Below are 23,623 nucleotides of genomic sequence, written 5' to 3'. Positions count from 1 at the left end.
GGAGAAAGTATATGACTCATCCTGCACAATTTATTAATGGTCAATGGTCACAAGGCCAAGGCTCAGAATTTAACTCAGTAAACCCAGCAAATAACAATGTTATTTGGCAAGCATCATCAGCCACTGCAGAGCAAGTTGATGCAGCTGTTGGCGCTGCGCGTGAAGCGTTTTACGCATGGGCTGATAAAAGTTTTACTGAGCGTTTAGAAATAGTAAAAGCATTCGCAGCACAATTAAAAGAAAACAGTGAAGAGCTTGCAATCACCATTGCACAAGAAACAGGTAAGCCACTATGGGAAACACGCACTGAAGCAGGTGCGATGGTTGGTAAAATTGCCATTTCAGAAAAAGCATTTTTAGAGCGCACGGGCGATGTTGAAAATGCAATGCCATTGGGCCGCGCGATGATTCGCCACAAGCCGCACGGTGTTGTAGCAGTATTTGGCCCGTATAATTTTCCGGGCCACTTACCAAACGGCCATATTGTGCCAGCGTTACTAGCGGGTAATACGGTTGTATTTAAACCGTCTGAACTAACACCAAAAGTGGCTGAGCTTACCCTTAAGTTGTGGGAAAAAGCGGGTTTACCAGCAGGCGTTATTAACCTTGTACAAGGTGAAGTTGAAACGGGCAAAGCCCTTGCTGCTCATAAAGGCATTGATGGCTTGTTCTTTACTGGTTCATCGCGCACAGGTCATATTTTACATGAACAGTTTGCAGGCCAGCCGGGTAAAATTTTAGCTCTCGAAATGGGCGGTAATAACCCGCTTATTATTACTGACGTTGAAGATACTAAAGCCGTTGTTCACGATATTGTGCAATCAGCATTTATCTCGAGCGGTCAGCGTTGTACCTGTGCTCGTAAGTTATTTTTACCAACAGGTAGTAAGGGCGATGCAATATTAGAGCGCCTAATTACTGCAACTAAAGCCATTAAAGTAGGCAACTACGACGATGAAGATCAGCCATTTATGGGCTCTATGATCTCATCAGCGGCAGCAGCAGGTATGGTTAAAGCACAAAGCGAGCTTGTTGAACTTGGCGGTAAGGTCCTTGTAGAACTAGAGCACACAGCAAATACAGGCTTTGTAACACCAGGTATTATTGAGTGTTCAGCAATTGGCGACTTCCCAGACGAAGAGCATTTTGGCCCACTTTTAAAAGTGTTCCGCTTTGACGACTTTGACAGCGCAATTGATAAAGCAAACGACACAAACTTTGGTTTATCTGCTGGTTTACTTAGCGATAATGAAGCCGATTACGACCACTTTTTACGTCGTATTCGTGCCGGTATTGTTAACTGGAACCGCCCAATTACGGGTGCGTCTAGCGCTGCACCATTTGGTGGTATTGGCGCATCAGGCAATCACAGAGCAAGCGCGTACTACGCAGCTGACTACTGTGCATACCCTGTAGCTTCAGTAGAGCTTGAAAAAGTAGCCATGCCAGCAACATTAAGCCCAGGCTTAAAAATAGATTAAGTTAATAATACTTAATTAGTATAAAAGCAGCTTCGGCTGCTTTTTTTGTATGCTTAAATCACAAAGCTAGCAATCAACCGCGCTTTCTGCTTAAATCAGCGTAAGTAATATTATTAGGTGGTAAATATCATGGTTTTAGATAGGCAAGGGTACGATGATTTAATCATGTATCTAACTCAAAATTTAGCATTGTTTGAGAAGCCAGGTGTGATAAAACCAGGCGCTCCAACGGTAATGGAACTCATAGAAGATGTTATTGCCGAAAACGTCATGCTAATTTGTGAACAGCACACAAACCTTAATACAGAGCAACGCAGCTTAATTGTGCGTGAGGTTGATGGTATTGTTTACGACTTACAAGAAGTGCTTAGCAGCATTACGTCACAGCCTGTTACGGTTGAACAACATGAGTTTATTGACGAATTTGCAAGCTTAATTAAAAACCTCTTCGACAGCGCTGTTTCGCAGCAGTATTAATCCCCAATTTATAGCGCCGCGTATCGCATTTCGTTTGCAACTGCGGCCAACTTGCTTACAATCAAGAAAAATATTTTTGAGATAAAAACATGCAAGCAAATGTAAAATGGGTTGATGGCGATACATTCGTAGGTCGTTCTAATTCTAATCACAACGTTGTATTTGATACCGGTAGCGACAGTGCTGCCCCTAGCCCAATGGAAATGGTATTGATGTCGGTTGGTTGTTGTTCATCGGTTGATGTTGTGGGTATTTTAAAAAAAGCCAAACAAGACTTTTCAGACGTTCAAGTACAATTAAGTGCCGAACGCGCCGAAACCGCTCCTCGCGTATTTACTAAAATCAATTTACATTTTGTTGTTACAGGCAAAAATGTGTCTGAAAAGCACCTTGCACGCGCTGTTTCTTTGTCTGCTGAAAAGTATTGCTCAGTAGCATTAATGCTTGATAAAACAGTAGAAATTACTCATAGCCATGAAGTTGTGCAAGAACAGGTAAAATAACGCTTTTTCCATAAGGAAAATTCGTATAAAATCCGCGAACTTTTCATTCTGCAGGTGCAGATTTCACTAATTTATAGGTTGGTTTATTATGAACAAACCCTTCGATAAACTTAAACTTCATGGCTTTAACAATTTAACCAAAAGTTTAAGCTTTAGTATTTACGATATTTGCTACGCAAAAACCGAGCAACAACGTAAAGAATATATTGAATATATCGATGAGCAGTACAGTGCAGATAGACTAACCGACATTTTAGGTGAAGTTGTTGATATTATTGGTGCCAATATTTTAAATGTTGCACGCCAAGATTATGAACCACAGGGCGCCAGTGTAACTATTTTGGTTTCGGAAGAGCCAGTAGAAGAGCAGCAAAATTACGATGCTGACGAAGCACCAGGCCCATTACCTGATTCAGTGGTTGCACACCTAGATAAAAGCCATATTTGTGTACACACATACCCAGAAGCTCACCCTGATGATGGTATTTGTACATTCCGTGCTGATATTGAAGTATCTACGTGTGGTATTATTTCGCCGCTTAAAGCATTAAACTTTTTAATTCATAGTTTAGAGTCTGACGTGGTAACGATTGACTACCGTGTTCGTGGTTTTACTCGCGACGTAAACGGCGTTAAGCACTACATTGACCACGCGATTAACTCAATTCAAAACTTCATGACAGACGATACTAAAGAAGCGTACCAAATGATGGACGTAAACGTGTATCAAGAAAACCTGTTCCATACCAAAATGATGTTAAAAGAAACCGACCTGAACACATACTTGTTTGGTCTTTCTACAACTGATTTATCGGATGATGAAGAAGAAGAAATTCGCTCTAAGCTAAACCGTGAAATGCAAGAAATATTCTATGGTCGTAACCTGCCAGAAACAGAATAATAGTCACGTTAGTTAAATAAAAACGGCGCTCATTGAGCGCCGTTTTTGTATGCGTTAATAAATATACCTATAAATCACTTACATCAGAGTTTAGGTTATTTAACAAGTAACAACTCGGTTTGTCGGCCGTTTAAGTACCACACGCCGGTTTTATCAAAAATAGCGTCTTCTTCTAGCATTATGCGTATTTCTTTATTCCATGGTTTTATAAACACCGCATTGTTAAGCTCAATAGAGTAAGCGGTATTTAAATGCAGTGGGTAGTCGCCATCGCCGGGTACACCCTGTTGTGAATCCCACATACCCAGTGTGGTACCCGCAGCATGACCATGATAGCCAAGCGGGTGCGTATAAATAGTGGGTTTTAAACCTTGGGCAATGGCTTTTTCGCGAGCGGCTTTTAATACCTGATTACCCGTTTTACCTTCGCTAAATTCAGCGGTAAAAATGTCTTGGAGTTTATTGCCCTTTTTAAGCGCATCAACAAGGTAAGCGGGCGCATTGGTTTCGCCAGGCTTTAAAACATAGGCATGTTGTTGGGTGTCGGTATTTAAGCGTAAGTACGTAATACCAAAATCGACATGCAGTAAGTCACCCGCTTGAATAACGTTGTCGGCGTAACCATTAGTAAAGCTGTCTTCGTGATCGAACGATTTGCTGTCGGCGCGTTGTATTGCAATACTTGGGTGAAACCATGTTTGCAGTTTTAGCTCTTTTACGCGCTCTCTAAACCACCACACTAAATCGTCGCTGGTTGTTTTGCCCACAGTTATTACTTTGCTTGAAAAACCCTCTGCAATAATAGCGTGCGCAATAGCAACAATGTGTTTATACATGTCTATTTCTTGGGGAATACGCTGCTCTAACCAAGCAACTGCCAGCGGCTCAGCCGATATTATTTTATTTTTATAAGCGCTAGGTAAGTTGGTCATTAAGGTATTGTAATCGCCTAACACTAAGCCGTCGGCATGACCCCAATCGGTAGACGTATTGAGTGCAATGTTATCTGGGTTGTAGCGTTCAATAATATCGTTCAGTGCTTGCCACTGGTTTGGCTGCGCTTTTTTGTCCCAGCCTTTTGTAAATACGTTACCTATTTTATAGGGCGCAATAGCGTAAGCATCCACATTGCCTTGTTCATTTAAGGCAAAAAGTAAAATGGTGGTACGCCTTGCCGATAACCAGGTTGCTGGCAGCATTGTTTTTAGTATGGGATCTTCGTTGTATTCGCGGCTAATAAGCAGCCACATATCGATGTTGTGTTGCTTCATTAAGCTGGGCATTAATGTGTTTACCCTAAGCTCTGTTATATTATCTATAAACGCAGCGCGTTCTTTCATCGATAAAATAGCAGGCGCGTCATCGGCTTTAGCTAAGGGGCTTAAAACAAGCGTGGTAAGTAAGCTCACGCAAAGTAGGAGTTGTTTTGTAAGGTGCATAATTGTTTTATTTTTAGGCTAGTTAATTTATAACATGCCTTAATGGCAGCCATAAAAAAACATTTTGAGATAAACAGCACACAAAAAAGCCCAGCTAACTCGCTGGGCTTTAGCATGAATAGGGGGGTTATTTAATCATGCTGTAAATAAGTGCAAATACCGCAAGCGCACCTACCGCTAACACAAACAAAGTACTTAAACGGTTACGATACTTATGCAAAGCCGGTACTTTATAAACTGCAATCATAGGCATGATAAATAATATCATTGCAATAATAGGGCCCGACAGCTGATCCATCATATCGAGTATGCTTGGGTTTTTAACTGCACAAAACCAAATTGCAAAAAACATAATAACTACGCCAATTTTATCTACCGTTTTAGCACCAAGCTGTGTTTGCTTAGTCACCAAACCTGTAAAGCTTTCGCGGGCTCCTAAAAAGTGACCTAAAAACGACGACGTAATGGCAATAAAGGCAACTAAAGGCCCAAGCGTTGCAATAAACGAGTTATGGGTAATGTTAGCAAGGTACGATAAAACCGAGACATTATCGGCTTTTGCTTGTGCCATCTGCTCACCTGTTAGCGACAACACGCACGAAAATACAAACAGCAATACAAACACAATTAACAGTAAGCTTGTGCGCTTTAAAATGGCTTCTGATTTGCGTGTAGCAAGGTCGTCATAGTGTTCGCGTTGTACATGCACAAAGCTTGAAATAGCCGCTGCATGGCTAAACGAAAACACAATAATAGGAATAGATAACCACAACGTTTTACTAAAGCTGCCCACTTCAGGTAGGCTCATGTCTGGCATTTGCCAGCTAGGAATTAAATACAAGGATAAAAAAAATAAAATACCCACAAGCGGATACACCAAAATAGAAAACGCGCGCAGCATTAGGCGCTCGCCACCCATCATTAGGCTTATCATACCGGCTACCAAAACACCCGAAAGCACTACGCGAGGCGGCGACTCCATGCCCAGCTGGTTTACCATAAAGCTGTCTACCGTGTTGGTTAAGCCCACACCGTAAATAAGCAAAATAGGGAATATAGATAAAAAGTATAACAACGAAATTAATCGCCCTGCATTAACGCCAAAGTGTTCTTCAACTACATCGGTAAAATCGGCATGCTTATTTTTAGACGATAATACAAAGCGTGCTAAACCACGGTGGGCTAAAAAGGTCATCGGAAACGCTAAACACGCCATAATAATCAGCGGCCAAAAACCGCCAATACCAATGTTAATAGGTAAAAATAAAATACCCGCACCAACGGCGGTACCAAAAAGGCTTAAGGTCCACTGCGTATCGTGCAGGTTCCATTTAGATTTTGCGTTTGAATTTGCACTTGAATGCGTGTGTGTTGATGCATTTGAATGCGTTGCATCTAAAGGTGTTGTCATGTGTGTGTGCCGTCCATTATTTATAATAATAACCGCGCCGAAGGATATAGTTTTTGGCCCACTTTTTCATGTTTTTAGCGCCCTAGAGCCGCAATTAACTGCGTTAAAATAGCCCCCAAGTGTCATGAATACGAAACAGCGGTGTAAAAGTAAACAAAGCCAGCACAAGGTGCTTAAAAATGTAGTAATGACACGTTTTACTATTCTCTACACGGTAAAGTAACTCGCTAAAATATAATATTTATAATTGGCAAACACTTACACGGTTTGTTATTAATAGGTGTTCATAAAATAAGGATGTTTTCATACAAAAATGGTGAAAGTGTTCTTTTGTTAAAATGTTATCTACTCAATTTATACTGTGGAGTGATATGAAACTTTTCATTTTTATAGCATTAGCCTTTTACTGCATCGGTTCCTATGCAGTGGTCATGAGACATGATGTTCCAATAGACAGTTATCGTGTTGAAAAAATACCAGAATATATTGTCGATATGCCACAGGAAGGCCATGGAGTCCTTATTGCTGAAAAATGGGTAGTCACAGTAGCGCATACTATCTTTCACGACTATGCAGGGTCTAAGCTAAACGTCGGTTCGAAACAATATGAAATTGAAAAAGTATATATCCATCCGGAATATGTAAAACCTAGCAACAATATACTTAGTGGCGACTTAGCGCCGCTTATGCAAGTTTTGGAATCAAGCAGTGATATTGCTTTAATAAAACTATCCAGCCCTGTTTTAGACATTAAGCCAATTTCAATTTATTCAAAATCTGACGAAAAAGGCAAAGTCATAACTGTATTCGGTAAAGGTGCTATGGGAAATGGATTATCAGGTGAAAATTTAGATACTAAATATTTATATCAGCCAAATAAATTTCAAAATGTTGTAGAAAGCGCAAATGGCAAATGGCTGACATTCAAATTTGACTCACCGCACAACGCGCTCCCTCTAGAAGGGATGCATGGTTCTGGAGATAGCGGGGGCGCCTCTATCATTTATCAAAGCGGTGAGCCCTCCCTAGTGGGATTGTCTAGTTGGCAATTTGCAACTGGAGATATTTCGGCATTTAAAGGCGGTTTATATGGTACAACTGCTTATCAAACTAGAATATCTAGTTACTACAATTGGATTACAGATGTTGTGGGCCGCTAACAAACCAAAAAATAATAAATAATAAGGTTGTGCCTCTCTCTATGACTTACATCTATAACCCATAACAAGAAACACCCCAACTAAGGAATAAACCGATGATAAAGTATTTATTAATTTTATTGTTTTTAACACCTATTCAAGCATTTGCTGGAAAGTATGCAAATCAAGCTAATGAGAATCCATTTCATAATGGGGAGTTAAACGCAAAATATGAAGGAGAGGCAACAGCTTTAGGGGGAACAGTATTAGAACATATTACAGTAAACAACAATAACTTGTACTTGTTGGATTTAAAAACTCCATCTATCAACAATATTTGGGTAACGAGTTTTGTAAAAGCTCAAGGTAAAGAGGTAGTTGAGGTGGGTGATAATGTTATTTTTAAAGGTTATATTTCTACTGCCTCTAGTCTAGATGAAACTGAAGAGCTAGAAAATTCTATTCAATCTAAGACACTATTAATGGCAATATATGCATTGAACAAGGGCAAGTAAAGCAAAATTGAAAGGCTTTCTGTGGCTTTAATATAAGTACCTGAAACCTTATCTAGCTTACATTTTACATCGGTATGTGAATGACTACGTATTAACAGGAAATATATGGCAGACCAAGAAATAAGACAATTTATTGAGGATATACAATCTAAGTTTCCAGATGTCATACCGCTAATGGATAAACACGAAGAATGTGAATTCGCTTTTCGTATGGAGGAGTTTGCGAATTTAACAACGTTTGCATTCAACGAAAATAAAAACGCCGACGCCCTAAAGTATTTGTCATATATGAATCTAAAACTAGAGACTGCAAGCCCTGCCGAGTTTGAATACATAGATACCTATTATGTTGAGCACTTGTTTTGGAAAGCGACTCCCATTGGAATTGAAATGGGTTGGCCACTTGTTCCCGATAAACTAAAAAAGCTGTACTTAAATTTTCATGGGCGAGCGCCTCAAATACGTTGAGTATTGGTAAAGGTTGTTCTTATTTGTTTTTATTTAAAAATTAAAACCTGTTCCGAAAAGTTGTTAAGTAGGCGCTATTGTTGTGAACTTGATGAGAGATTTTTATTAAACTCCGTTATACTTCTTACAATTGAATATGCCAAATGAAGTAAATAGGCCGCTAACAGCAATGAGCACAGACATTCTTTTTCATACTATTTTTCCGCACGAAACCAGTCAAACATGGGTTGTATTTGTCCATGGCGCTGGGGGAAGTTCGGCAATTTGGTTTCGTCAGCTCAAAGCTTATAAAAAAGAATACAATGTATTGTTGCTCGATCTTCGTGGTCACGGTAAATCAAATAACTTAGTACAAAATTTTGTCGATAATAATTATTCGTTTAATAACGTCTCTAAAGATATTATTGATGTGTTAGACCATAACAATATCACCAGCGCACACTTTGTTGGTATTTCATTGGGCACAATACTCATTCGCAATATTGCAGAAATTGCGCCGCAATATGTTTCTAGCATGGTGCTAGGTGGCGCGGTAACTCGCTTTAATACTCGCAGTAATACTTTGGTTTATTTAGGTAATACCTTTAAGCACTTCTTGCCGTATATGTGGCTATACCGTTTATTTGCTTTTATTATGATGCCCAAAAAGCGCCATAAAGAATCTCGGCTTTTGTTTGTTCGTGAAGCAAAACGTTTGTGCCAAAAGGAGTTTATAAAATGGTTTAAATTAGCCATGGATGTAAACCCCTTAATGCAGTATTTCAAAGAAAAAGACATCGATATTCCCATCCTTTACATTATGGGTAAAGAAGATCATATGTTCCTTGGTCCTGTTAAAGAAATGGTTAAACGCCATAAAAATAGCGTACTGCAAACTATTCACCATTGCGGCCATGTTTGTAATGTGGAACGCCCAGACTTATTCAACCAGCACTCGCTTGCGTTTATCGCCCAGCAAAATCGTTAAGGGATATCGCTTTTAAAAAGCGTTCAATTAATGGCAAGCCTCAAAAACTTATAACAACCATTACTTGTTGATTGGAAGCGGTCATTCTTTTGTCTCTCTCCTTAAGTTAAAAGCACTGCCTTGTTTCACGCCACACCCTTTTACACATAGTAAAATACCTAGATTAAATATAATTTTATAATTGGCAATCACTTACACAGTTTGTTACTAATAGATGTTCCAAAAATAAGAACGCACTCATGTTAACTATAAGGGTGTAATTTGAGCAAGTTACAAGAATGCAGGGAAATGTGTGAGAACATGTTTAGTTTTAATATTATTACTTCTCAATGGGTGTTCTCCAGTTTGGGAGGAGCAACCTTATAAAGTGTATTACATCGACGGTACCAAAAGGTTAGGTTATAGCCTTGGTCAGGGCACATATATTGGGCGACTCAATGAACCAATAAATATTAAGTCTAACGAACAATATATTTCGGTTTATGCTTGTCCGCATAAAATTTGTGCTTTTTACTATATTGATAAAACCAAAGATAACAAGTTTGCTGAGCACAATGAGTTTGTTTATGGGCCATACACAAAAGCTCAATTTGCGGCGATAGCCAAAAAGTTAGGGTTACCGACTACGAATTCCAGCGTTAAGACTGCAATTTAATAAAGACTAAAACGTTACTTATATTTTCACCGGCTACAATAGCGCCAAATCAGTTAACTAAAACGCATTTAAAGTTTATAAGTACAGAACTTAAATAAAAACAAAGGCAGTAAAGAGAGTTCGCATGGATAAAAAGAAGGTGATTGTTATATTTTTCGGCATAATATGGTTTGTGTTTGGAGCCGCTTTTTTTATAGGTTTTGAGTCATTAAAAAAGCTGTTGTTCTGCGTGTTTGTATTTTCTTTTTGTTATAGATATATATATGCATTTATTTTAAAAAGGAGTCTTTATGCACCATATACCGGTGAGGAAATACCTCCTACTGAAGGTAATTTAGTAAAGCGGCTTTTTATGCTGATTATAGCTATCGGTGCGTGTAGCTATTTTACTTTCTTTATTTCTTAAAAAAAAATATATTTACCCATAGCCTTTATGTTTGGGAGATCAATATATGGCAATTTTATCAATTTCAGTAGGCGTTGCGTTTTTTGCAGTTGCTATTATTTGGTTTGGGTTTAGCGCTATGTTCGGCCAAATGGAAAATTCAGGTTTTGCATATAGCTTCATATTGTGTATGTTCCCTGCGTTTATTGGCTTGGTTTTAATAGTGCCTAGTACACTTTACCGAACTGTTTTTGTATTTGCCCAAAAGCCTGAGCAAACCCTGAAGGAAAAGGTTATTTTATCGCTTGGTTTGTTGATAACTTTGCTATGCTTTAGTGCGCTTATTAAGTTAGCTTTTACATAACAAATAACTTAAGCGTTACTAAGTATTTTACTTTATGCTCCCTGAGTAACTCTTATAGTAAAAGCTATCACTTATCTTGCTGACAACTGATAGCTCTTAACTTTTATTCTTCTATCGCACTTACAATAAAATACGGATTTAAGTACTCATCTTTGGTGTTATAAATAAGCGGGCTGCCATCAAGCTTAGTGACTTTTGCACCGGCTATTTCGGCGATTGCATGGCCTGCGCCGGTATCCCATTCACAGGTTGGGCCTAAGCGCGGGTAAATATCGGCGCTGCCTTCGGCAACTAAGCATAACTTTAGTGAGCTGCCTTTTGAGACCATTTCTACGTCATCAAAGCGTTTTACAAATTCGGCTAAATCGGGTGATGGGTGCGAGCGGCTGCCTACAACTCGTATTAACCCTTTGTTAGGCTTAGTGGTTACTTTAAGTTCTATGCGCTCATCGCCCATGTCTTTAAACGCGCCAATGGCGTCGCTTGCTAGGTACGATACGCCAAGTGCAGGGGCATCAACAACCGCGAGTACCGGTTTTCCGTTTTCTATTAGGGCAATGTTTACGGTAAATTCGCCGTTCTTTTTAATGAACTCTTTGGTACCGTCGATTGGATCGACTAACCAGTAGCTTTTCCACGTTTGGCGAATAGCCCAGCTTATGTCGGCGTTTTCTTCACTAAGGATGGGGATGTCGGGCGTAAGCTGAAGTAGCCCCGCTACAATGACCTTATGAGCTGCTAAGTCGGCGTCGGTTACTGGGCTTTCATCGGCTTTGTATTCAACGTTAAAGTCCTTTTCGTAAATCCCCATAATGGCTTTGCCTGCGGTGCGGGCAAGGATGAGGGTTTCTTCTAGCAGTTCGGTTTGGTTCATTGGGGTTAACCTATTATATGCGTTTGTTTTAGATACGTTATCAGTTGGGCAACCGATTGGTCTAGGGTGTTTTTACTTGTATCTAAAATTATTTCAGGCTTTGTGGGTACTTCGTAGTTTGAGTCGATGCCAGTAAAGTGTTTTATCTCTCCTGCGCGTGCTTTTTTGTATAGCCCTTTTGGATCGCGGCTTTCGCATACATCAAGCGGAGTATCTATAAATACTTCAATAAACTCTCCGTCGTCTACTAAATTGCGCACCATGTCACGTTCAGCTCTAAAAGGCGATATAAACGCAGTAAGTACTAACAAGCCTGCGTCGGTCATTAGTTTTGCGGTTTCGCCTACACGGCGAATGTTTTCTATGCGGTCTTCATCGCTAAAGCCTAGGTCTTTACATAAACCGTGGCGTACGTTGTCGCCATCGAGCAGGTAAGTGTGTACGCCTTGCTGATTAAGCGCCGCTTCGAGTGCGTTGGCTACGGTGCTTTTACCCGAGCCTGAAAAACCGGTAAACCATAAAATAGCTGGCTTATGTTTTTTTTGCTCGCTACGTTGTGCTTTAGTGGTTGCGTAGTTATGCCAAACTATATTTTCATCCATAGTGATGTGTCTCTTATGCTGTTTGCGCCAGTATTAAAAAGGAAATACCAGCGGGATCAGGGTTAATACCGTGATTGAATAAATAATAGAAAGGGGCAAGCCCATAACAATGTAATCTTTTAAGCGATAATTACCCGCGCTATACACCATTAAATTTGTTTGATACCCAAATGGTGAAATAAAACTTGCCGATGCGCCAAAAGCAACCGCCATAATAAAAGGGAGCGGGTCTACATTAAAGCCAACAGCCAATGAGTAAGCAACCGGAAATGAAAGTGCCGCTGCCGCATTATTTGTAATAAGTTCGGTAAATAATACGGTCATTAAAAATATGGCTATAAATGCGCCGTAAGGACCAAAGTCGCCAAGTACCATAAATAGCGCACTCGATATTTGCCCAGCAAGTCCCGTGCCTATCATTAATTTTGCAAGCCCAATAGCGCTACCTACTACAACAAGTAACTCAAGCGGAAATCGGCGTTTTATTTCGTTTAGCTTTATGGTGCCGCTGAGCATTAAGCCAATAAGTAATACCAATAAGCCTTTTACTAACGGCACTACCCCAAAAATACTTAAACCCAATACACCCGCAAAGCTGAGTAATACAATATTAGATTGTTTGGGCGCAAGGTGGGTTTGTAAATCAAGGCCTGAAATATATACAAACTCACGCTTTAAATTAGGTAGGCTGTAAAAGTTTTTGCCGGGTGCCAAAATGAGTGAATCGCCTGCTTGTAATTGTACTTGGCCAAGGCCGCCTTGAAGGCGGTCGTGCCCACGGCGAATAGCAATAACAGCAGCGTGAAACTGCTCGCGAAAGCGTATTTCTTTTACTGTTTTGCCTATAAATTTAGACGACTGACTTACGACCACTTCAACCAAGTGTTCTATGTCTTTTTCGTGGTTATCGTGTACTACTTTTAAACCATCAAAGCGGGTTAATAGGGGGACTGATTTAATGTCGCCTACAAATAATAAAATGTCGTTTTGTTGAATAATTTGCTGAGGCGTTACTGCGCATATGCGTTCGTTATTACGAATTATTTCAGCTAGGAACAAGTCTTTTAAATCGCGTAGGCCGTTTTCTTCTACTGTGCGACCTATTAATTTTGAGCCTGTTTGTACTTTACCTTCAAGGTAAAAAGGAACAACTTCTTGATCGCTTTTGCCGTTGTCAGGCAAGTATTTAAGCATTACCAAAATAGTAATAAGGCCAACGCTAAGCGCGCCTAAACCCACTAAGGTAAAGTCGAAAAAGCCCAGTGGCTGCATACCTGCATCTACCGCAAAGCCGTTAACAATGAGGTTTGTTGAAGTACCTATGAGTGTAATGGTGCCACCTAAAATAGCAGTGTACGACAGCGGTAATAATAGCTTTGAGGGTGAATGGTTTGGGTTATCTTTTATTGCGGTAATGAGTGAGGCAACCACCGCCGTATTATTGGTAAATGACGATAAAAATGCAGTAGAAATCCCCAGCTTTGTTACCGACTTAACTAAGCTACCTTTAGATAACGACATGGATAGCTTTTGAATTAACGTGGTTTTTTCGATTGCAATCGACACTAATACGAGGAGCACTAAGGTAATAAGTGACGGATTGGCGTAGTTAACTAGCATGTTTTCAAGGTCAATTAGCCCGGCTAAATAGCTGGTGCTAATAGCGCTTACAAATAACCATGCTGGATTAATGCGGGTGCCAAAAAGGCACCCGACTAAGGTAAGCATTATGCCTGTTAAAACTAGCTGCTCTACCATGCTTTATTATTCCTAACAGACATTAATAAACTTACAGTTTCGAAATATCAAGCGCTTGCCAATGCGGGAAGTGCTTGCGTACTAAGCTATTAAACTCAACTTCAAACTCACTGAAATCGCTTTTGCTTTTCTCGCTTTGTAGTACGTGTTCAATCATACCGGCTGCTACCGTTAAGTTAGATAAACGGTCAATTAGAATGAAAGAGCCTGTTTCGTGGTTATTGTGGTACTCGTCGGCCAAAATAGTTTCGGTTAGCTCAAGCGTTACAATAGCAATTTCGTTTAGCTGTAATGAATCGGCAGAGCCGTGTTCAAGCGTGTTTACATCAATAGTGTGGTCAATCTTTTTAACCACAGCCGATGTGTTTTTGCTGCCCAGTTTTAGGTTGTAGTTTTTACCTAGCACTAATGGCGATTCGTGCATCCATACAATTTTAGCCTGAAGCTGATTAGTAACAGCGGCAGTTGAACTTGCCGGTACGATCACGTCGCCGCGGCTAATGTCTATTTCACTGTTTAGCGTAATAGTAATTGCTTGGCCTGCTTCTGCTGTGTCTAGGTTGCCATTAAAAGTGACAATTTCTTTAATGCTTGATGTTTTACCCGACGGTAATACTTTTACAGCGTCGCCTACTTGTAGCTTGCCCGATGCTAATGTGCCCTGAAAACCACGAAAGTTTAAGTTAGGGCGTATTACATATTGCACGGGTAAACGTGCTTCAAAACCGGTATCGGTTTCAGCTGCTGGCGAGTCTTCTAAAAGCTCAAGCAGTGGTTTGTCGGTGTAATACGGTGTATGTGCAGAGCGCGTTACTACGTTATCGCCTTTAAGCGCCGACATAGGCACAAACTTGATGTTTGTTACATTTAGTTGCTCAGCAAATTTAAGGTAATCGGCTTTGATTTTTTCATAAACGGTTTCGTCAAAATCAACGATATCCATTTTATTAATGGCTACAACAAACTGTTTAATACCTAGCGAGTCACAAATAAAGCTATGGCGCTTGGTTTGTACTTGCACGCCGTAACGCGCATCAACCAAAATAATGGCGACATCGCTTGTTGATGCACCCGTTACCATGTTGCGTGTATATTGCTCGTGGCCTGGAGTGTCGGCAATAATAAATTTACGCTTAGCCGTTGAAAAGTATCGGTACGCTACGTCAATGGTAATACCTTGTTCGCGTTCAGCTTGTAGGCCATCTACTAATAATGCAAGGTCAAGATCTTCGCCTGCGTTACCTACTTTTTCGTTGTCTTTGTGAAGGGCTGCTAGCTGATCTTCATAAATTTGGTGGCTGTCGTGTAATAGGCGGCCAATCAGTGTTGATTTACCATCGTCTACACTGCCACAGGTAAGCATGCGCAATAAGCTTTTGTCTTGTTGACGTGCTAGGTAGGCGTCTATGCCTATTTCTTTTACTTCGTTAAACGTATCGTTATTTTGGCTAGACATTAGAAATACCCCTCACGTTTTTTCTTCTCCATTGAGCCTGCTGAGTCATGGTCAATAACGCGGCCTTCGCGTTCTGATGATGTAGATAGCAGCATTTCTTCAATAATTTCGGTTAGTGTACTGGCTGTAGATTCAACGGCGCCGGTTAGTGGGTAACAGCCTAATGTACGAAAACGGACCGATTTCATTTGTGGTACTTCGCCTTCTTCAAGTGGCATACGTTCGTCATCAACCATGATAAGTGTGCCGTCACGTTCAACTACAGGGCGCTCTTTAGCTAGGTAAAGCGGAACCATTTCGATGTTTTCTTGATAAATGTATTGCCAAATATCAAGCTCAGTCCAGTTAGATAACGGGAATACACGAATGCTTTCGCCGGGGTTTACTTGACTGTTATAAGTGTTCCAAAGCTCTGGACGTTGGTTTTTTGGATCCCAACGATGGTGCTTGTCGCGGAACGAGTACACACGTTCTTTTGCACGTGATTTTTCTTCGTCACGGCGGGCGCCACCAAAGGCTGCATCAAAACCGTATTTGTTAAGAGCTTGCTTTAACCCTTGAGTTTTCATTATGTCGGTATGCTTACCCGAGCCATGAGTAAAGGGGCCAACGCCCATTGCTAAGCCTTCTGGGTTTTTGTGTACCAGTAGGTCAAAGTCGTACTCTTTTGCTATGCGGTCGCGAAATTCAATCATTTCACGAAACTTCCAGTCGGTGTCTACGTGTAATAACGGAAACGGAATTTTTGCAGGGTAAAACGCTTTACGCGCTAAGTGCAGAAGTACCGACGAGTCTTTACCAATTGAGTAAAGCATTACTGGGTTCTCAAACTCAGCGGCGACTTCGCGCATGATTTTGATACTTTCAGCTTCAAGTTGCTGAAGATGAGTTAAAGCCATTGTTAGTCGTCCTACTAAAATGATTAAAAGTTATAAAATTAAATTTGGTTACTAATTTGCTATATCGGTTAACGGTTGCGCATAGCTACTTGTTTGGTTGTTTTGCCCAAACCACGCAAGCTGCGAGTGTAGGGCAGCTACTTCACCAATAATAAGTAATGCTGGCGATACAATGCTGTTGCGTTCAATTAAATCGGCAAGCTCGCCTAATTGGCCTGTTACTACACGTTGATTTTTGCGCGTGCCATTTTCGATCACGGCAACTGGTGTGTCGGCTTTACGGCCATGCTGTAATAGTTCTGCTTGAATGTGCGGTGACTTAATTACGCCCATGTATATAGCAAGTGTTTGGTTAGGTTTAGCCAGTGATTGCCAATCAAGTTCTTGGCCGTCTTTTTTACAGTGCCCTGTTACAAACTGAATAGCTTGGGCATGATCGCGATGCGTAAGCGGAATACCTGCATACGCACTACACCCTGCTGCAGCTGTAATACCCGGTACTATTTGGTAATTCACCTTGTTGGCAGCTAGTACTTGTACTTCTTCACCGCCGCGGCCATAAATAAAGGGGTCTCCTCCTTTAATTCGGCATACTTTTTTACCTTGTTTAGCTAGGTCAACCAACATTTGGTTAGTATCTTCTTGAACAACACTATGGTCGCCTAAGCGTTTACCAACACAAATTAGGTCTGCATCACGACGAACAAGCTCCATAATTTCGTCAGATACTAAAAAGTCGTAAACAACGACATCAGCTTGTTGCATCAGTTGCAGTGCTTTAAGTGTTAAAAGTTCTGGGTCGCCAGGACCTGCCCCTACCACATAAACTTCGCCCTCGGGCTCGGCTTTAGCGTCTAGCATTTGTTCAAGTTGTTGCTCAGCACCTTGGGTGTCGCCGGTTTGTACTTTACTTACAACTGATGAGTCGAACACGCCTTCCCAAAATTGGCGGCGGTCAGAAAAGTGCTTAAAGCGCTGTTTTACTTTATCTCTAAAGCCACCCACCAATGTAGCAAGTGGGCCAATGTGTTGTGGTATTAATGTCTCTAACTTTTCACGTAGACGACGAGCAAGTACAGGGGCTGTTCCCGCACTCGAAATAGCAATTGTAATAGGGTTACGGTCAACAATAGAAGGAAATATAAACGTACATTTAGGTTGGTCATCAACCACGTTTACAAACACATTGCGAGCATTGGCAAGCTCAAATACCGTGTTGTTAACTTCGTCTCGATCGGTTGCTGCAATAACTAGCATTTTTCCGTCTAGATGTGACTCGTCAAAGTAAGCGTCTATTAGGGTAACTTCGTTGTGTTGTGCGTGTTCTTTTAATTCGTCACAAAACCAAGGTGCCACTAAGGTTACTGCAGCACGGGCTTTTAAAAACGCGCGACACTTGCGTAATGCGACCTCTCCACCGCCAACAACCAATACAGGTTTGTTGTCGAGTTTGGTAAAGATAGGTAAATATTGCACGTTGGTAACACCCCTAAACAATTTTATAAAACGCTTTAATCTGTTGCGCAGAATATAGCGGCTATGTGTAAGTAAAAAATAATTAAAACCAAGTTGATATAACCAAAAGTTATATTGGGTAGCGGTTTTAAGCCTAAGACTGAGTTAACAAGGGATTGCGACTAGTTACAAGTAAAATAATAAGCTTAGAGTGTTTGGTTATGAGCTATAGCGAGTTTTTTTTAATTTGTTAATATGAGGCATATTAATTTTACCCAAGCAGGGCAAGGGAGTCCGTATGACAAAACAACAAGACGCATTACTCGCAGTAGAGCTTATGGATTTAACTAGCTTAAACACAAGCGACACTACAAAAGACATTCAAGCTCTGATCAATAGTATTAGGCCTGCACTAGGCACGCCAGCTGCGGTGTGTGTGTTTAGCGATTTTGTAGACGATGCAAAAATAGCGCTTGCTGCACGAGAGCTTAGCCACATTAAAGTAGCAACGGTGACTAACTTTCCAACGGGTGACGCCCCGTTAAACGATGTAATTAACGAAACTCTCATAGCTATTGAACGTGGTGTAGATGAAATCGACCTTGTTATTCCTTATAAAAAATTAACGGCAGGGGACACACAAGCCACGCTTAAGTACGTAAGTGAAAGTAAAAAAGCGTGCGGCACTAAAGCTCAGCTAAAAGTAATTATAGAAAGCGGCGAGCTAAAAACAGAGACGTTGATTGCTCAAGCGACCGAACTGGCTATTAAAGGCGGCGCTGATTTTGTAAAAACGAGTACAGGCAAAGTCGCTATAAATGCGACGATTGAGTCAACTAAGGTAATGTTAACAACCATTAAAAATTCAGGTAAACGTGTTGGTTTTAAAGCCGCTGGCGGTGTTAAAACGGTGGCTGATGCCAGTGAATATTTAGCACTAGCCCGTTCAATAATGAGCGATGACTACCTACAAGCCACCACATTTAGGTTTGGTGCTTCAAGCCTATTAAGCGATGTATATAAAGTATTAGAGAAATAAAGGACAAATAATGAGAGCAAGAAATTCAGGGATGCAAAGTTTGGTTAATAATTTAGTTAAAGGTGCCTTTGTTGTTGGTGTAATTGGGTTTGGATTAACCGCGTGCACTAACCCAAGTACGCCAGCAGGTGAAGAGGGCTATGTTTACGAAAAACCACGAGTATTTGGTGAAGGTGGTTACCAAGGCACCATGATAGGGCCTGCTAATTATGGTATGTCATTACTGCGTAATGAAGTGGTAAACATAGATATGCGGCCTAATACGTATACCGAAACATTTAGAATATTAGCTAATGATGATTTAAACATAAAATTTGATTTTCATGCCGTGATTGCGATTCAAAGTGGTTCAGTGCAAACCGTTGTTGAACAATACGGAGCAGAGAACTGGTACAAACGTTTTGTGCGTGAAACGTTCAGAACTTACGTAAGAGATACTGTGCAGAAATACGACAGTGGTGAACTTAAAACAAACCGCGAAAAAATAGCCCAAGAGGTCACACTGCGTTTACAAAATTATTTATCAACCACCCCCTTTAAGCTTGCCAATGTAGTTGTAGGTAATATTAACTACCCCGATATTGTTGCTAATGCGGTAGAGAAAAAACTAGCTGCGCAGCAGTTACTTGCTGAAAAAGAAACACAAAAAGAAATAGCGCGTAAAGATGCAGAAATACGTGTTGAAGAAGCAAAAGGTATAGCGCAGGCACAAAAAATTATTAACGCCACGCTTACAGCTAATTATTTACAACATGAAGCCATAAATGCGCAAATAAAAATGGCCGAGTCGCCAAACCATACAACGGTTTACATTCCTGTGGGTAATAATGGCGTGCCACTTGTTAAAGGGGCGAATTAAGCCTTTTTAATATTAAGTACTTAATTGTTTATAGAGATTTTGCATTACGGGTATCTTTTAGGCTTGTGTAAATGATTTGCGTAAGTATAATAGGCATCCACTTTGCAGGGGCGTAGTTCCAATTGGTAGAACAGCGGTCTCCAAAACCGACGGTTGGGAGTTCGAATCTCTCCGCCCCTGCCAATTTACTCATTAATATGAGTAAGTCTGGGGTTAAAAATCGGTTTAAATAAGTCTGTTTTTAAGTTTAGATTTTAATGGATTAACCCTGCCGGCGTGTAGGGTTGTTGTGTCTGTAGTTAAGGTAATAATATTATGAGCACGAATGTAGAAACACCATCAAGCGGGATGGAGTCAGTGAAGTGGTTAGTAGCAATCGCGCTACTTGCAGGCGCAGTTGTTGGTAACCATATGTATGCAGATCAGTCTGTATTACTACGTGCTATCGGCGTTGTTGTTGCAATAGCGGCCGGATTAGCCATTGCCTCACAAACTTTTAAGGGACGTACCTTTCTTGCTTTCGCTAAAGAAGCGCGAATTGAAGTACGCAAAGTTATTTGGCCTACGCGTCAAGAAACTACCCACACGACATTAATTGTAATGGTTGCAACCGTGATTATGGCACTTATCCTTTGGGGATTAGATGGCATTTTATTCCGCGCTGTTGGCTTTTTAACTGGATTGGAGATCTGATCCCATGTCGGATGAGAACAAAGAAATTAAATTACGTTGGTACGTAGTACAAGCATTTTCTGGTTATGAAAAGCGTGTAGCTCAAACGTTAACTGAACACATTAAAATCGAAGGTCTTGAAGAGAGCTTTGGTGAAATATTAGTACCAACTGAAGAAGTGGTTGAGATGCGCGCAGGTCAAAAGCGTAAATCTGAGCGTAAATTCTTTCCAGGCTACGTACTAGTACAAATGGATATGAATGACGCTAGCTGGCACTTAGTAAATAGCACAGAGCGTGTAATGGGCTTCATTGGCGGTACATCTGACCGTCCAGCGCCAATTAGCTCTAAAGAAGCTGATCGTATTCTTAACCGTTTACAAGAAAATGCTGAAGCACCTAAGCCTGCTACATTATTCGAACCAGGTGAAGTGGTACGCGTAACTGACGGTCCATTTGCAGACTTCAGTGGTGTAGTTGAAGAAGTTGACTACGAAAAAAGCCGCGTTAAAGTATCTGTACTTATTTTTGGTCGTTCTACGCCAGTTGAACTTGAATTTGGTCAAGTTGAACAAGATAAGTAATTGATTAAAAAAGCTTCACTGCTGAAATTTTAAATTTTGGCACGAAGCTTGAAAAAGGCCGCTGATTATCTTATAATCAGCGGCCTTTTTGTATAAAGGTAAAAATTTATTTTTACAGTACAAAAAGCACGAAACCAATTTTTAAACTGGGAAGCCGTTAGAGTACGCGTCCTCGCGCGCACAAGGCTAAGACCCACCAAATGAGGTATTTATAATGGCTAAAAAAGTTGAAGCTCTAATCAAGCTACAAGTTGCCGCTGGTATGGCTAATCCTAGTCCTCCAGTAGGTCCTGCACTAGGTCAACACGGTGTAAACATCATGGAATTCTGTAAAGCGTTTAACGCACGTACAGAGTCTATCGAAAAAGGCGCTCCAGTTCCTGTAGTGATCTCTGTTTACGGTGACCGTTCATTTACGTTCGACATGAAAACGCCACCTGCTGCTTACTTACTTAAGAAAGCTGCTGGTATCAAGTCAGGCTCAGGCCGTCCTAACACTGACAAAGTAGGCACAGTAACTCGTGCTCAACTTGAAGAGATTGTTGAGACAAAACGAACTGACCTTACAGCTGCCGATATGGACGCAGCGGTTCGCACTATCGCAGGTTCTGCGCGTGCGATGGGCTTGAACGTAGAGGACTAAGAAATGGCTAAATTAACTAAACGTATGCGTACTATCCGCGAAAAAGTGGAAGTAACTAAAGATTACGAAATCAATGAAGCAGTTGCTCTTTTAAAAGAGTTAGCGACAGCTAAATTCGTAGAAAGTGTTGACGTTGCTGTTAACCTTGGTATCGATGCTCGTAAATCTGACCAAAACGTTCGTGGTGCAACTGTACTACCTAACGGTACTGGTCGTGACGTTCGCGTTGCAGTATTCACACAAGGCGCTAACGCAGAAGCTGCGAAAGAAGCCGGTGCTGAATTAGTAGGTATGGAAGATCTTGCTGAGCTAGTTAAAAAAGGCGAGATGGATTTTGACGTTGTTGTTGCATCTCCAGACGCTATGCGTGTTGTTGGTCAACTAGGTCAAATCTTAGGTCCACGTGGTCTAATGCCAAACCCTAAAACTGGTACTGTAACACCTAACGTTGCAGAAGCAGTTAAAAATGCTAAAGCTGGTCAAGTGCGTTACCGCAATGACAAAAACGGCATCATCCATACTACTATTGGTAAGGTTGATTTCACAGCTGAGCAACTTCAACAAAACCTTGAAGCTCTAATTGTTGCACTTAAGAAGGCTAAACCTTCTCAAGCTAAAGGTGTTTACTTGAAAAAAGTAACTATCTCTACAACAATGGGCGCAGGTGTTTCTGTTGACCAAGCTACTTTAAACACAGTAGTTGCTTAATTTAGTGTTTACATGGCACGAAATTTGTACTATAATTTCGCGCCATTTTGTTGATTAATTTATTAATTAGCAAAATAAAGAATTCGGGTTGAAGTCCATAATTTCGGTGCGCCTCTGGCAAAGCGATAAATTGGGCTTCCGTCCAAGACCGTAGGCGGCTTAGGCCTTAATTTTACCTACGTAGACGGTGTAGACCCCAGATAGATTTTTCCTAATCCTTCTGGCTCTCGCCGTAAAAAGCATCTCTACCTTTTTGGTAGGGAAGAGTAGAACAGGGGAAACCGATTGTCGGTAACCCCATTAAACCAGGAGTAACACCCATGGCTTTAAATCTTCAAGGCAAAAAAGCAATAGTTGCTGAAGTCAACGAAGCAGCCAATGGTGCTCTATCTGCAGTTGTTGCAGATTCTCGTGGTGTAACAGTTGGCGCAATCACTGCCCTTCGTAAAGAAGCTCGTGAAGCTGGTGTATGGATGAAAGTTGTTCGTAACACTTTAGCAAAACGTGCTCTTGAAGGAACAGATTTTGAGTGTCTTTCTGATTCATTTGTTGGTCCAAGCTTAATCGCTTTCTCATCAGAGCACCCAGGTGCTGCTGCGCGTATCTTTTCAGATTTCGCGAAAAAGAATGAGAAATTCGAAGTTAAAACGGCCGCTTTTGAAGGTAACGTAGTAGATGCAGCTATGCTTGCAACTCTACCTACATACGACGAAGCTGTTGCACGCTTAATGAGTGCTATGAAAGAAGCGTCTGCTGGCAAATTGTGTAAAACAATTGAAGCAGTACGTGTACAGAAAGAAGAGCAAGCTGCTTAATTTTAAGTTGTTTAATCCTTTCGGTGTAAAATTTATTTGGACCTAGAGTCCGTTAATTATTAGGAAATTTGTAATGTCTGTATCTAAAGACCAAATCCTTGACGCAATTGCTGAAATGTCAGTAATGGACGTTGTTGCTCTTGTTGAAGCAATGGAAGAAAAATTCGGCGTAACTGCTGCAGCTGCAATGGTAGCTGGTCCAGCTGCTGAAGCTGCTGAAGAGAAAACAGAATTTGACGTAATCCTTACTGGCGCTGGCGCTAACAAGGTTGCTGCGATCAAAGCTGTTCGTAGCGCTACAGGCCTTGGCCTTAAAGAAGCTAAAGCTCTTGTTGAAGCTGCTCCTACACCTGTTAAAGAAGGTGTATCTAAAGAAGAAGCTGAAGCACTTGCAAAAGATCTTACTGAAGCTGGTGCTGAAGTTGAGGTTAAGTAATTTAGCTTACGCTAAGTTCGCTGCCTGAGAAATCAGGCAAGGGCTGGTGATTATTTAATCACCGGCCTTTTTGCGCTATGGAGTGATGCACTCTTATAGCGCAAATAAAATCTAATTAT

26 protein-coding genes and 1 tRNA gene are annotated in these 23,623 nt (G+C 40.9%); 19 read left to right on the top strand and 8 right to left on the bottom strand.

Going from position 1 to position 23,623, the window contains the following annotated elements; translation table 11 throughout:
* Positions 1 to 11: 11 nt before the first annotated feature.
* The 4 genes from astD to speD all read left to right on the top strand — a co-directional run bounded on the left by astD (position 12) and on the right by speD (position 3,362).
* Positions 12 to 1,481 carry a succinylglutamate-semialdehyde dehydrogenase gene (gene astD, locus AC27JL_RS12695; RefSeq protein WP_487195755.1) on the top strand — a complete coding sequence of 490 codons (1,470 nt, stop codon included), beginning with the start codon at positions 12 to 14 and terminating at the stop codon, positions 1,479 to 1,481.
* A 129-nt stretch (positions 1,482 to 1,610) separates the two neighbouring features.
* Complete coding sequence (locus AC27JL_RS12690; RefSeq protein WP_006791285.1) at positions 1,611 to 1,958, top strand: DUF3802 family protein; 348 nt, start codon at positions 1,611 to 1,613, stop codon at positions 1,956 to 1,958.
* Positions 1,959 to 2,047: 89 nt separating this feature from the next.
* Positions 2,048 to 2,461, top strand: a complete 414-nt coding sequence (locus AC27JL_RS12685) for an OsmC family protein (RefSeq protein WP_006791284.1) — start codon at positions 2,048 to 2,050, stop codon at positions 2,459 to 2,461.
* Between the two features lie 88 nt (positions 2,462 to 2,549).
* Positions 2,550 to 3,362, top strand: coding sequence for an adenosylmethionine decarboxylase (speD, locus tag AC27JL_RS12680; RefSeq protein WP_006791283.1), 813 nt, complete (start codon positions 2,550 to 2,552; stop codon positions 3,360 to 3,362).
* 95 nt (positions 3,363 to 3,457) lie between these two features.
* Here the strand turns inward: speD and AC27JL_RS12675 are convergent, their stop codons facing one another.
* Together AC27JL_RS12675 and AC27JL_RS12670 are read right to left on the bottom strand one after the other, a co-directional pair.
* Positions 3,458 to 4,801, bottom strand: coding sequence for a M24 family metallopeptidase (locus AC27JL_RS12675; RefSeq protein ID WP_487195754.1), 1,344 nt, complete (start codon positions 4,799 to 4,801; stop codon positions 3,458 to 3,460).
* Between the two features lie 127 nt (positions 4,802 to 4,928).
* A complete protein-coding gene (locus AC27JL_RS12670) occupies positions 4,929 to 6,212 on the bottom strand; it encodes an aromatic amino acid transport family protein (RefSeq protein WP_487195753.1) in 1,284 nt (427 codons plus the stop codon).
* 371 nt (positions 6,213 to 6,583) lie between these two features.
* On the opposite strand from AC27JL_RS12670, the gene AC27JL_RS12665 reads away from it, so the two are divergent.
* The 6 genes from AC27JL_RS12665 to AC27JL_RS12640 all read left to right on the top strand — a co-directional run bounded on the left by AC27JL_RS12665 (position 6,584) and on the right by AC27JL_RS12640 (position 10,705).
* Positions 6,584 to 7,372, top strand: coding sequence for a trypsin-like serine protease (locus AC27JL_RS12665; protein ID WP_305472396.1), 789 nt, complete (start codon positions 6,584 to 6,586; stop codon positions 7,370 to 7,372).
* Between the two features lie 95 nt (positions 7,373 to 7,467).
* Positions 7,468 to 7,866 carry a hypothetical protein gene (locus tag AC27JL_RS12660; protein ID WP_008127096.1) on the top strand — a complete coding sequence of 133 codons (399 nt, stop codon included), beginning with the start codon at positions 7,468 to 7,470 and terminating at the stop codon, positions 7,864 to 7,866.
* A gap of 105 nt (positions 7,867 to 7,971) precedes the next feature.
* Positions 7,972 to 8,334: a DUF7674 family protein gene (locus AC27JL_RS12655; protein WP_487195752.1), complete on the top strand. Its 363-nt coding sequence runs from the start codon at positions 7,972 to 7,974 to the stop codon at positions 8,332 to 8,334.
* Positions 8,335 to 8,503: 169 nt separating this feature from the next.
* The gene (locus AC27JL_RS12650; protein WP_006791277.1) at positions 8,504 to 9,301 is read left to right on the top strand and encodes an alpha/beta fold hydrolase; all 798 of its coding nucleotides are present in this window, start codon (positions 8,504 to 8,506) and stop codon (positions 9,299 to 9,301) included.
* A gap of 779 nt (positions 9,302 to 10,080) precedes the next feature.
* Positions 10,081 to 10,362 carry a hypothetical protein gene (locus AC27JL_RS12645; protein ID WP_006791275.1) on the top strand — a complete coding sequence of 94 codons (282 nt, stop codon included), beginning with the start codon at positions 10,081 to 10,083 and terminating at the stop codon, positions 10,360 to 10,362.
* A 46-nt stretch (positions 10,363 to 10,408) separates the two neighbouring features.
* Positions 10,409 to 10,705, top strand: a complete 297-nt coding sequence (locus tag AC27JL_RS12640; RefSeq protein ID WP_006791274.1) for a hypothetical protein — start codon at positions 10,409 to 10,411, stop codon at positions 10,703 to 10,705.
* A gap of 103 nt (positions 10,706 to 10,808) precedes the next feature.
* Here AC27JL_RS12640 and cysQ read toward each other — a convergent pair whose 3' ends face one another.
* Genes cysQ through cysG form a run of 6 tightly spaced genes read right to left on the bottom strand, consistent with a single transcriptional unit; the run spans position 10,809 to position 17,770 of the window.
* Positions 10,809 to 11,579: a 3'(2'),5'-bisphosphate nucleotidase CysQ gene (gene cysQ, locus AC27JL_RS12635; RefSeq protein WP_305400316.1), complete on the bottom strand. Its 771-nt coding sequence runs from the start codon at positions 11,577 to 11,579 to the stop codon at positions 10,809 to 10,811.
* A gap of 5 nt (positions 11,580 to 11,584) precedes the next feature.
* Positions 11,585 to 12,181 carry an adenylyl-sulfate kinase gene (gene cysC / locus AC27JL_RS12630; RefSeq protein ID WP_008127182.1) on the bottom strand — a complete coding sequence of 199 codons (597 nt, stop codon included), beginning with the start codon at positions 12,179 to 12,181 and terminating at the stop codon, positions 11,585 to 11,587.
* Between the two features lie 33 nt (positions 12,182 to 12,214).
* Positions 12,215 to 13,939, bottom strand: a complete 1,725-nt coding sequence (locus tag AC27JL_RS12625) for an SLC13 family permease (RefSeq protein ID WP_487195751.1) — start codon at positions 13,937 to 13,939, stop codon at positions 12,215 to 12,217.
* A gap of 31 nt (positions 13,940 to 13,970) precedes the next feature.
* A complete protein-coding gene (cysN, locus tag AC27JL_RS12620) occupies positions 13,971 to 15,395 on the bottom strand; it encodes a sulfate adenylyltransferase subunit CysN (protein WP_096801176.1) in 1,425 nt (474 codons plus the stop codon).
* Positions 15,395 to 16,294, bottom strand: a complete 900-nt coding sequence (gene cysD / locus AC27JL_RS12615) for a sulfate adenylyltransferase subunit CysD (protein WP_006791269.1) — start codon at positions 16,292 to 16,294, stop codon at positions 15,395 to 15,397. The genes cysN and cysD overlap by 1 nt, the downstream gene beginning before the upstream one ends.
* 51 nt (positions 16,295 to 16,345) lie before the next feature.
* A complete protein-coding gene (cysG, locus tag AC27JL_RS12610; protein ID WP_058430020.1) occupies positions 16,346 to 17,770 on the bottom strand; it encodes a siroheme synthase CysG in 1,425 nt (474 codons plus the stop codon).
* A 277-nt stretch (positions 17,771 to 18,047) separates the two neighbouring features.
* Here cysG and deoC point away from each other — a divergent pair, with 277 nt between their 5' ends.
* The 9 genes from deoC to rplL all read left to right on the top strand — a co-directional run bounded on the left by deoC (position 18,048) and on the right by rplL (position 23,504).
* On the top strand, positions 18,048 to 18,788 hold the full coding sequence (gene deoC, locus AC27JL_RS12605) for a deoxyribose-phosphate aldolase (protein WP_487195750.1): 741 nt from the start codon (positions 18,048 to 18,050) through the stop codon (positions 18,786 to 18,788).
* 10 nt (positions 18,789 to 18,798) lie between these two features.
* Positions 18,799 to 19,647 carry an SPFH domain-containing protein gene (locus tag AC27JL_RS12600; protein WP_010557707.1) on the top strand — a complete coding sequence of 283 codons (849 nt, stop codon included), beginning with the start codon at positions 18,799 to 18,801 and terminating at the stop codon, positions 19,645 to 19,647.
* 106 nt (positions 19,648 to 19,753) lie between these two features.
* A tRNA-Trp gene (locus AC27JL_RS12595) sits at positions 19,754 to 19,830 on the top strand.
* Between the two features lie 132 nt (positions 19,831 to 19,962).
* On the top strand, positions 19,963 to 20,340 hold the full coding sequence (secE, locus tag AC27JL_RS12590) for a preprotein translocase subunit SecE (protein ID WP_006791265.1): 378 nt from the start codon (positions 19,963 to 19,965) through the stop codon (positions 20,338 to 20,340).
* Positions 20,341 to 20,344: 4 nt separating this feature from the next.
* Complete coding sequence (gene nusG, locus AC27JL_RS12585) at positions 20,345 to 20,902, top strand: transcription termination/antitermination protein NusG (RefSeq protein ID WP_006791264.1); 558 nt, start codon at positions 20,345 to 20,347, stop codon at positions 20,900 to 20,902.
* A 214-nt stretch (positions 20,903 to 21,116) separates the two neighbouring features.
* Positions 21,117 to 21,545 carry a 50S ribosomal protein L11 gene (gene rplK / locus AC27JL_RS12580; protein ID WP_002958879.1) on the top strand — a complete coding sequence of 143 codons (429 nt, stop codon included), beginning with the start codon at positions 21,117 to 21,119 and terminating at the stop codon, positions 21,543 to 21,545.
* 3 nt (positions 21,546 to 21,548) lie between these two features.
* Complete coding sequence (gene rplA, locus AC27JL_RS12575) at positions 21,549 to 22,253, top strand: 50S ribosomal protein L1 (RefSeq protein WP_006791263.1); 705 nt, start codon at positions 21,549 to 21,551, stop codon at positions 22,251 to 22,253.
* A 320-nt stretch (positions 22,254 to 22,573) separates the two neighbouring features.
* The gene (gene rplJ / locus AC27JL_RS12570; RefSeq protein WP_006791262.1) at positions 22,574 to 23,068 is read left to right on the top strand and encodes a 50S ribosomal protein L10; all 495 of its coding nucleotides are present in this window, start codon (positions 22,574 to 22,576) and stop codon (positions 23,066 to 23,068) included.
* A gap of 73 nt (positions 23,069 to 23,141) precedes the next feature.
* On the top strand, positions 23,142 to 23,504 hold the full coding sequence (rplL, locus tag AC27JL_RS12565) for a 50S ribosomal protein L7/L12 (RefSeq protein WP_006791261.1): 363 nt from the start codon (positions 23,142 to 23,144) through the stop codon (positions 23,502 to 23,504).
* The last annotated feature ends 119 nt before the right edge of the window (positions 23,505 to 23,623 follow it).

Source organism: Pseudoalteromonas sp. 4NS20-0020 (assembly GCF_057554385.1).
This window is presented reverse-complemented; position numbering and strand designations above follow the sequence as displayed.

Bases quoted from the DNA above. Each gene is read 5' to 3' on its own strand.
- astD (WP_487195755.1), top strand. From the start codon at position 12: ATGACTCATCCTGCACAATTTATTAATGGTCAATGGTCACAAGGCCAA.
- rplK (WP_002958879.1), top strand. From the start codon at position 21,117: ATGGCTAAAAAAGTTGAAGCTCTAATCAAGCTACAAGTTGCCGCTGGT.
- speD (WP_006791283.1), top strand. From the start codon at position 2,550: ATGAACAAACCCTTCGATAAACTTAAACTTCATGGCTTTAACAATTTA.
- cysQ (WP_305400316.1), bottom strand. From the start codon at position 11,579: ATGAACCAAACCGAACTGCTAGAAGAAACCCTCATCCTTGCCCGCACC.
- cysD (WP_006791269.1), bottom strand. From the start codon at position 16,294: ATGGCTTTAACTCATCTTCAGCAACTTGAAGCTGAAAGTATCAAAATC.
- AC27JL_RS12650 (WP_006791277.1), top strand. From the start codon at position 8,504: ATGAGCACAGACATTCTTTTTCATACTATTTTTCCGCACGAAACCAGT.
- AC27JL_RS12655 (WP_487195752.1), top strand. From the start codon at position 7,972: ATGGCAGACCAAGAAATAAGACAATTTATTGAGGATATACAATCTAAG.
- rplL (WP_006791261.1), top strand. From the start codon at position 23,142: ATGTCTGTATCTAAAGACCAAATCCTTGACGCAATTGCTGAAATGTCA.
- secE (WP_006791265.1), top strand. From the start codon at position 19,963: ATGAGCACGAATGTAGAAACACCATCAAGCGGGATGGAGTCAGTGAAG.
- AC27JL_RS12640 (WP_006791274.1), top strand. From the start codon at position 10,409: ATGGCAATTTTATCAATTTCAGTAGGCGTTGCGTTTTTTGCAGTTGCT.
- AC27JL_RS12645 (WP_006791275.1), top strand. From the start codon at position 10,081: ATGGATAAAAAGAAGGTGATTGTTATATTTTTCGGCATAATATGGTTT.
- AC27JL_RS12670 (WP_487195753.1), bottom strand. From the start codon at position 6,212: ATGACAACACCTTTAGATGCAACGCATTCAAATGCATCAACACACACG.
- AC27JL_RS12625 (WP_487195751.1), bottom strand. From the start codon at position 13,939: ATGGTAGAGCAGCTAGTTTTAACAGGCATAATGCTTACCTTAGTCGGG.
- AC27JL_RS12690 (WP_006791285.1), top strand. From the start codon at position 1,611: ATGGTTTTAGATAGGCAAGGGTACGATGATTTAATCATGTATCTAACT.
- cysN (WP_096801176.1), bottom strand. From the start codon at position 15,395: ATGTCTAGCCAAAATAACGATACGTTTAACGAAGTAAAAGAAATAGGC.
- AC27JL_RS12675 (WP_487195754.1), bottom strand. From the start codon at position 4,801: ATGCACCTTACAAAACAACTCCTACTTTGCGTGAGCTTACTTACCACG.
- AC27JL_RS12660 (WP_008127096.1), top strand. From the start codon at position 7,468: ATGATAAAGTATTTATTAATTTTATTGTTTTTAACACCTATTCAAGCA.
- nusG (WP_006791264.1), top strand. From the start codon at position 20,345: ATGTCGGATGAGAACAAAGAAATTAAATTACGTTGGTACGTAGTACAA.
- AC27JL_RS12665 (WP_305472396.1), top strand. From the start codon at position 6,584: ATGAAACTTTTCATTTTTATAGCATTAGCCTTTTACTGCATCGGTTCC.
- cysC (WP_008127182.1), bottom strand. From the start codon at position 12,181: ATGGATGAAAATATAGTTTGGCATAACTACGCAACCACTAAAGCACAA.
- rplJ (WP_006791262.1), top strand. From the start codon at position 22,574: ATGGCTTTAAATCTTCAAGGCAAAAAAGCAATAGTTGCTGAAGTCAAC.
- deoC (WP_487195750.1), top strand. From the start codon at position 18,048: ATGACAAAACAACAAGACGCATTACTCGCAGTAGAGCTTATGGATTTA.
- AC27JL_RS12600 (WP_010557707.1), top strand. From the start codon at position 18,799: ATGAGAGCAAGAAATTCAGGGATGCAAAGTTTGGTTAATAATTTAGTT.
- AC27JL_RS12685 (WP_006791284.1), top strand. From the start codon at position 2,048: ATGCAAGCAAATGTAAAATGGGTTGATGGCGATACATTCGTAGGTCGT.
- rplA (WP_006791263.1), top strand. From the start codon at position 21,549: ATGGCTAAATTAACTAAACGTATGCGTACTATCCGCGAAAAAGTGGAA.